7 protein-coding genes are annotated in these 7,001 nt (G+C 63.0%); 2 read left to right on the top strand and 5 right to left on the bottom strand.

The annotated features are described in order from the left end of the window. Positions 1–35: 35 nt before the first annotated feature. The 3 genes from ACNPN0_RS09640 to ACNPN0_RS09630 form a co-directional block, all read right to left on the bottom strand. Entirely contained in the window at positions 36–863 is an 828-nt protein-coding gene (locus tag ACNPN0_RS09640; protein ID WP_105656123.1) for a PspA/IM30 family protein, read from the bottom strand. A gap of 84 nt (positions 864–947) precedes the next feature. Beyond that, complete coding sequence (locus ACNPN0_RS09635) at positions 948–1,667, bottom strand: AAA family ATPase (RefSeq protein WP_102599184.1); 720 nt, start codon at positions 1,665–1,667, stop codon at positions 948–950. A gap of 112 nt (positions 1,668–1,779) precedes the next feature. Then, positions 1,780–3,678: an FAD-dependent monooxygenase gene (locus ACNPN0_RS09630; RefSeq protein WP_448938889.1), complete on the bottom strand. Its 1,899-nt coding sequence runs from the start codon at positions 3,676–3,678 to the stop codon at positions 1,780–1,782. Positions 3,679–3,847: 169 nt separating this feature from the next. Between ACNPN0_RS09630 and ACNPN0_RS09625 the strand changes: the two genes are divergently transcribed. Beyond that, positions 3,848–4,513: an IclR family transcriptional regulator gene (locus ACNPN0_RS09625; RefSeq protein ID WP_133834163.1), complete on the top strand. Its 666-nt coding sequence runs from the start codon at positions 3,848–3,850 to the stop codon at positions 4,511–4,513. Positions 4,514–4,540: 27 nt separating this feature from the next. On the opposite strand, the gene ACNPN0_RS09620 is transcribed toward ACNPN0_RS09625, so the two are convergent. Further along, positions 4,541–4,705, bottom strand: a complete 165-nt coding sequence (locus tag ACNPN0_RS09620) for a hypothetical protein (RefSeq protein WP_332731303.1) — start codon at positions 4,703–4,705, stop codon at positions 4,541–4,543. A 217-nt stretch (positions 4,706–4,922) separates the two neighbouring features. Here ACNPN0_RS09620 and ACNPN0_RS09615 point away from each other — a divergent pair, with 217 nt between their 5' ends. Continuing rightward, positions 4,923–5,687 (top strand): DUF2786 domain-containing protein, encoded by a 765-nt coding sequence (locus tag ACNPN0_RS09615; RefSeq protein WP_105662055.1) that lies wholly within the window; start codon positions 4,923–4,925, stop codon positions 5,685–5,687. Here the strand turns inward: ACNPN0_RS09615 and ACNPN0_RS09610 are convergent. After that, positions 5,684–6,931: a CynX/NimT family MFS transporter gene (locus ACNPN0_RS09610; RefSeq protein ID WP_286134065.1), complete on the bottom strand. Its 1,248-nt coding sequence runs from the start codon at positions 6,929–6,931 to the stop codon at positions 5,684–5,686. The genes ACNPN0_RS09615 and ACNPN0_RS09610 overlap by 4 nt on opposite strands. Positions 6,932–7,001 lie beyond the last annotated feature (70 nt).

The raw sequence follows: 7,001 nt of genomic DNA, 5'->3' as shown, positions 1-7,001 counted from the left end.
CCGGGAAGGGACGCTTTGGCGCTTGTGGCTAGGACCTAGGCCTGGTTCTTCTTCAAGGCAGCCAGGCGTGCTTCGATCTCGGAAACCTGCGGTGCGCCGGCTTCGATCTGCGCTGCGCCGTCGGCTTCCTCGAGGATGTCCTGTGGGGCGTTGCTGGCCTTCAAGGCTGCCAAGCGCGCATCAACTTCCGTCTCGGCACCGAGGTCTTCCAGCTGCGCGAACTGCGCATCCAGGGAAGAGGCCGCCAGTTCCTGCGCACCGCGGACCTTGGCTTCGTCCTGGCGGATCTGCTGCTCGAAGCGGCTGATCTCGCTGGTCGGGTCGTTGATGTCCAGGGCCTTGAGGGTGTCCATCATCTGGTTCTGGGTCTTGGCATTGCGCGCGCGGGCCACCAGCTCATCGCGCTTGGCCACCAGTTCCTGGCGCTTGGTCTGCATGGTGTTCAGACCGGTCTTCAGCTTGGCCACGACATCACGCTGGGTGGTGATCGTGGATCCCAGGTTCTTGGCGCGCTTCTCGGCGTCCATCTGGCGCTGGATGGCCACCGTGGCCAGCTGGTTGAACTTCTGCTGGTTGGTGCTGTCACCGGCGGCAGAATATTCGTCAGCCTTGTTCGACGCGGCCAGCGCCTTGTTGCCCCAGTCCTTGGCTTCCTGCTGGAACTTGGCGTGGTCGTCCTCGGCCATGCGCAGGTTGCCGATGGTCTGGGCAACCGCCTGCTCGGCCTGGGCAATGTTGTTGGTGTATTCGCGAACCGACTGGTCCAGCATCTTCTTCGGATCCTCCAGAGCATCCAAAGCGGCGTTGGCGTTAGCCTTGCCGATACCGAACATTCGAGCCCAAATTGAGCGCTTCTTGGCCATAGTGCGTCCCTTCGTCTTCCGTTGCTTAAAGCTTAGGGGAATTAGCAGCGCCGCTCTAACCGAAGACCACGCTGCGTCGGCAATCTAGTCATTGAAATGGCGCAGGTACCGTCCCGGGGCATCCAGGAAAAGCCGCCAGTTCCGCACCATGTCCAACTCGTCGTAGTCCGATTCGCGGATTCCCCACTCGCCAATTTCATAGATTCTCGCCTCCGGCAAGGAAGCAAGAATTGGCGAGTGGGTGGAGAGAATCACCTGGGAACCGGAACGCAGCAGATCTGCAATATGCGAGAGCAGCATGAGGCAGCCATTGAAGGACAGCGCTGACTCGGCTTCGTCGAAGACCCACAACCCATTGACATACGATCGCTCGGTGAAGAACTCGACGAAGGATTCGCCATGGCTCTGGAAATTGTGCTTTCCGCGCGAGCCGATGGAGCCCAGATAGGCGAAGTGCCCGTGCATGGTTTCTGCGCGCAAGAACACTCCGGCCTTGGACGCACCGGCTCCGCGTTCCAATTGCAGGTGCGAGGACAACCCGGATTCGGTGGGTTGGGTCTGGTGCATGCTGTTGCGGGTTCCGCCCTCGGCATTCAGCCCAAAGGCCGCTGCAATCGCCTCGACGAGCGTTGATTTTCCCGCGCCGTTTTCCCCCACCAGCACAGTCAGCTGGCCCAGTTCAAGGCCCTCGTCAAGCAGTTGCTGCACCGCCGGGATCTGGGCGGCCCAGTCGGAACGATCCATGGGTGCCTTGGGATGTTCGGTGATGCGGCGAACCGGCAGCGTGTCGAAAAGTGCGCTCATGCACCCGAGGCTACCAGCAGCGCGCGACAGCTTGGCGGCCGTTATGCAGGCTTGGCCCCTTGGCCGCACCCATGGTTCAGTCGGGTGCGGCCAAAAGAGCCAAGAGGGTTTTCTAGCCGTTGGCCGGAAGCATGTTCCCGGCGAAGAACCCGGCAATCTCCTCACGCGCATCCACCGGGAAGATCCCGGCGACGTACTGGTCCGGGCGGACCACCACGATGGCGCCGTTCTTGCTGATTTCGCGGTCGCGGAAGATGTCGCGGCCGTGGCCGGCTGCGAATACCTGGTTGATGTCGTGCAGGCCGTACGGGACCTTCAACGGCTGGAAGGCCTTGGGCACATCATGCAGCTCGACCTGCGTATAGTCCTGCTGGTAGATGGCCTTGGTATCGAAAACGGCATCCTCGTCCCCGCCCGCCGGGGTGTACAGGTTGCGCGGCGATGCCGGATCGGCGCTCCACCAAGCGGCGAAGTCGGCCATTGCGGTGCCCTCCAGTGCCGGTGCTGCCGCATCGGCGAAGGCGTAGATGCGCCAGCGTCCGTCAGCCTCGTGGAAGTGGCCCAAGTGGCGCCAGCGGTTATCAGAACGGCGGATGACCTCGGCGGACTTGAAGCGCTTGCCCACCGGGAAGCCCGGGGCCAGATCCTGGTGCTCCAGGCCGGCGGTGATCGGCGATTGGGTGTACTGCGTCATGAACCCGGCAGGGAATTCCTGGGTCTTGGTGTAGTACTTCTCCAGCTCGTCAGGGTCTTCCCAATCGTCCACCGACTTGGCCATCAGGGTGGACCATTCCTTGTCGAAGTCGATCAGGTTCTGCGCGATGACCTTGCGTTCCCCGGCGTAGGTATCCAGCAGCGCATCCGGGGCGCGGCCTTCGAGCACGGCGGCCAGCTTCCAGCCCAGGTTGAAGCCGTCCTGGATGGACACGTTCATGCCCTGCCCGGCCTTGGCCGAGTGGGTGTGGCAGGCATCGCCCATGATGAAGGCGCGCGCGCAGCGGGTGCCGCGCTCCTCATCGGAAACGTCGTCGAAGCCGTCGGTGATCCGGTGGGCCACCTCGTAGACCGAGAACCAGGCGACGTTCTTCACGTCCATGGTGTACGGATGGATGATGCGGTTGGCCGTGGCCACGATTTCCTCGACCGGGGTGTTGCGGATGGCCCCGGCATCCTCGGCGGTCAGCTCGCCCAGGTCCACGTAGAAGCGGACGAGGTAGCCGCCCTCGCGCGGGATGAGCAGGATATTGCCCGCGTCGTGGGACTGGATGGAGCATTTGACCTGGATGTCCGGGAAGTCGGTGTTGACCATGACGTCCATGACGCCCCAGGCATGCAGGGCCGCATCGCCGTGCAGCTTGTGGCCCAGCGAGCGGCGCACCTGGCTGCGCGCGCCGTCGCCGCCAACCAGGTACTTGGCCTTCACGGTGCGCTCTTCGCCGGTATGCGGCCCCGCCACGTACTTGATGCGCGCGGACACCGGGTATTCGGCGTCCGGGTCGATCTCGCAGCCGAGGTATTCCACGCCGTAGTCCGGGGTGATTTTGCCCGGCGCGCGTTCGGCGTCACGCAGGAAGTAGTCCAGGATGCGCGACTGGTTCACGTAGATGTGCGGGAATTCGCTCATTCCGGTGGAGTCGTCGGCAGCACGCGAATGGCGCTTGATGTTCGCCGGGTTCTCGGGGTCCGGGGTCCAGAAGCACATTTCGACATTGCGGTAGGCCTCTTCGACAACCTCGTTGGCGAAGCCGAAAGCCTGGAAGGTTTCCACCGAGCGGGCCTGGATGCCGTCGGCCTGGCCGACGTCGAGCCGGCCCGGGCGCATCTCGATGGCGCGGGCGTTGATGCTCGGGAAGCGCGAGAGCTGCGCGGTCACCACGGCGGCCGCCGGACCGGTTCCAACGATCAGCACATCCATTTCATCGGGAATTTGCTCGGCGCGGTCAATGCCGTAGCCGGCCGCTTCCTTGACCCGTGGATCCCCGGAAACGTATCCCCTGTGGTGAATCTGCATAATGTGGCTCCCCTATCGCTGTGCCGCTGAACTTCATTGTCTCTATAATTGCGACACTGTTCTAACTATAGAAACAATCGTAGCTTTCACGTAGGCTGTAGGCAAGACGTGGATCACACCGGGAACAGCACGGCAGGCATCTGCGCAGGCCAGATGGAATGATTGGAACATGAGCAAAACCACCGAAGGCGGTTCGCAGACCCTGGGCCGCGGGCTAGAGGCACTGACCCTGATCGGGGAATCCGCGACGCCGCTGAGCGTCTCGGAACTCGCCGGACTGCTAGGCGTGCACCGCTCCATGGCCTACCGGCTGGTCAAGACCTTCGAGCAGTTCGGTTTCGTGGAACGCAATCCGGCAGGCGAGCTCGAGTTGGGAGCCCGCCTGGGCGCGCTGGCGCGCAACGTCGCCAAGTCCCTGCAGGCCGCGGCCGCACCGCATCTGGCCACCGTCTCCGATGAGCTGCAGATGACAGCGCTGCTTGTCGTCTTCGATGGCGAGGCAGCCGTTACCCTGAGCACCGCAGAACCCCGGCTCGCCGATGCCACCGTGGCCCAGCGCCCGGGCACCCGCCATCCGATCGACAACGGCGCACCGGGACGGGTCATCCGTTCCATGCTCAATCCCCAGGAGCACCCGGCCAAGGACTTCGAATTCAGCCATGACGAAGTGATCCCGGGGCTGACCTCGATTGCCGTTCCGCTGGTGCTCCCGCAGGGCAAGCCCGCGGCCATCGCAGTCATCTACCCGCCACTGGAACGCGATCGCAACCACATTGCAGCCGTGCTCACGGCCGCCTCGGCACGCATCTCGGCAAGTCTCGGCATCCGCTCGTGAGCGGTGCCTGCCCGCACGCTGCGCTAGCTAGGCGGTGCAGGCCTCATTGGAGCACCCCGCATCACGCGGACGGTAGGTCTCGGTTCCTTCGACCTTCTCCCACACTATGTGGCGGTGCTGCCCGCAGCGATCGCATGAAGGGGCCAGGTACGTGGCCCGCTCTTCCATGGTGTATGCACGAAAATCACCCATCACAACCTCCCGATGACCAGCCGCGAAGCGAAGTTCGCGGGCTTGCTGGACCTGCTTGGTGCCTTCACTCTACGCGCGGTTTGCACAACCGGCTAGGGTCCACTGGCGGCAGTTACCCACAGCCCCTCAAGCAGGGCTCTGCACCTCGTGGCAAACTAATGCAGAGAACCGGATATGACCGCTTCGCCACCGCCGGACCGCTAGCAAGGAAGAAGCCATGAGCACCTCTGAGCAAAAGCTGCAACGCTTGAAAGAACGCATTGCCCTATTGCTGAACAAGGCCGAGAACACCACTTTTCCGCACGAAGCGCAGGCCTTCCAGGAACATGCCGAACGGCTCATGGTGCGCTATGGCATCGGCCGTGCGGAACTGGATGCCGACTCGGCCCACCGGGGCAAGAAGAAGGAAGCCATTATCGAGGAGCACTTCGATATGCGCGGCGTCTACCGCCTGGGACAGCGCGATGGCCTGTCCGCTGTGGGCCGGGCCTTCCGCACGGTGTCCATGCTGCAAAGCAACTACTCGACCTCGTGCAGGCTGTACATCATCGGCCATGAATCGGATGTAGCTACCGTCAAGAATCTCTTCGCCTCCTTGGTTGTCCAGGCGACTGCCGCCATGGCCCACTGGTGGGCACAGGAGGGCAAGCTCTACGCGAACTGGTACACCGATTCCGAGAAAACCATTGAACGCCGCGAATTCCAGCGCAGCTTCTACCTGCAAGTCGCTTCGCGCATCGCCATCCTCTACCAGGAAGAAAGCGTGCACAGCGGCAGCGGGACCGAACTGGTCCTGGCTAGCCGCAAGGAACAGGTCGACGAATTCGTCAGCAACCAATATCCGTTCCTGCGCCGCAGCAGGAACCGCGCCGCAGCCGGAAGCGCCAATGCCTCATTGGCCGGACGGGTCGCAGGAAGCCAGGCAGATCTCGGTTTCGACAAGCACGTCGACTCAGCCGCGACCGGCGAAGTCGCCAGCTAGCGCACTTGCTCTAGTTGCGTGTCCTCGATGTAGCGCGGACGCCCGGCCATGATGCCGACCAGGGTCTGGAAAACGATCAAGCCGGCAATAAGCCACATTGGCGCAACCCATGAACCCGAAGTTTCGTGCAGCACCCCGACCAGGAACGGACCGGGGAACGCCAGCAGATAGCCCGCAGACTGGCCGAAGGTGGAGAGCTTCGAGACACCCGCGGCGGTGCGGGCCTTCAAGCCGATCATGGTCAAGGCCAGCGGGAAGTTCGACCCGCAAATGCCCAGCAGCACGGCCCACAGCACCGCTCCCTGGACCGGAGCAAGCAGCATGCCGATGATCGCGATGATGCCCACGGCACCGTTGAAGATCACCAGTGGCGCCTGGTTCGAGAATTTGGCAGCGAGCGCCGGCATCACGAAGGACAAAGGCACGCCCACACCCAGCAGGATCGCCAGCAGGGATCCAGCGAATGCCGGCGAGACTCCCAAGTCGATGAAGATCTTGGGCAGCCACCCCATGAAGATATAAGCCACGGCGGACTGCCCGCCGAAGAACAACGCCACCCACCATGCGGTGGCGTTCTTGCTCATCGGCCCGATGCCGGCCGCATCATTTGAGTTACTGGCAAGATGCTGCTGCTGGGCTGCGATTTGGTTGCGCATCCCGAAGTACACCAAAAGCCACAGCACCAGCGCCAGCAAGGCCAGAATTGCCCAGAATCCCAAGCCCACGCGCCAGTTTCCGCCGAGCATCTGATTCACCGGCACGGCGACCCCCGCAACTCCGGAAGCACCCAAGGCAACCGCCGTAGTGTAGGCGCCGGTGACAATCCCGATCTTTCCCGGGAACCAGCGCTTGACCAGTACCGGCATGAGAATGTTGCCCACCGCGATGCCCGCAAGGGCCAATGCGGTGCACAGCAGGAAGAATCCGGTCCCCGGAGCCACCGCGCGCAGGGCAATGCCCAACAGGACAGCACCCATGGCTGAGGCCACCACTAGTTCCGGTCCGCGCTTCCCGGCCAGCCGCGGCGCCAAGGGACCCAGCAGCGCGAAGCACAGTGGAGGGATGCCGGTGATCATTCCGGCCACGAAGCCATTCATCTGCAGGTCGCCAATCACCAGATCAAGCAGGGACCCCAAGGAGGTGACGGCAGGACGCAGGTTCAGCGAGGCCAGGATGATGGCAAGGATCAGCAGTGCGCCAGAGCCCTTGGACAGGGTGGCGCGGTTTTTCGGGAAGTCAGGCATGGTATCCACAGACTATCTGCTTCAAAACCCGGATCCCATCCCCGTTGCCTGGACTACGGCAACCGGGCCC

The organism is Glutamicibacter sp. AGC84 (genome assembly GCF_053543575.1).
This window is presented reverse-complemented; position numbering and strand designations above follow the sequence as displayed.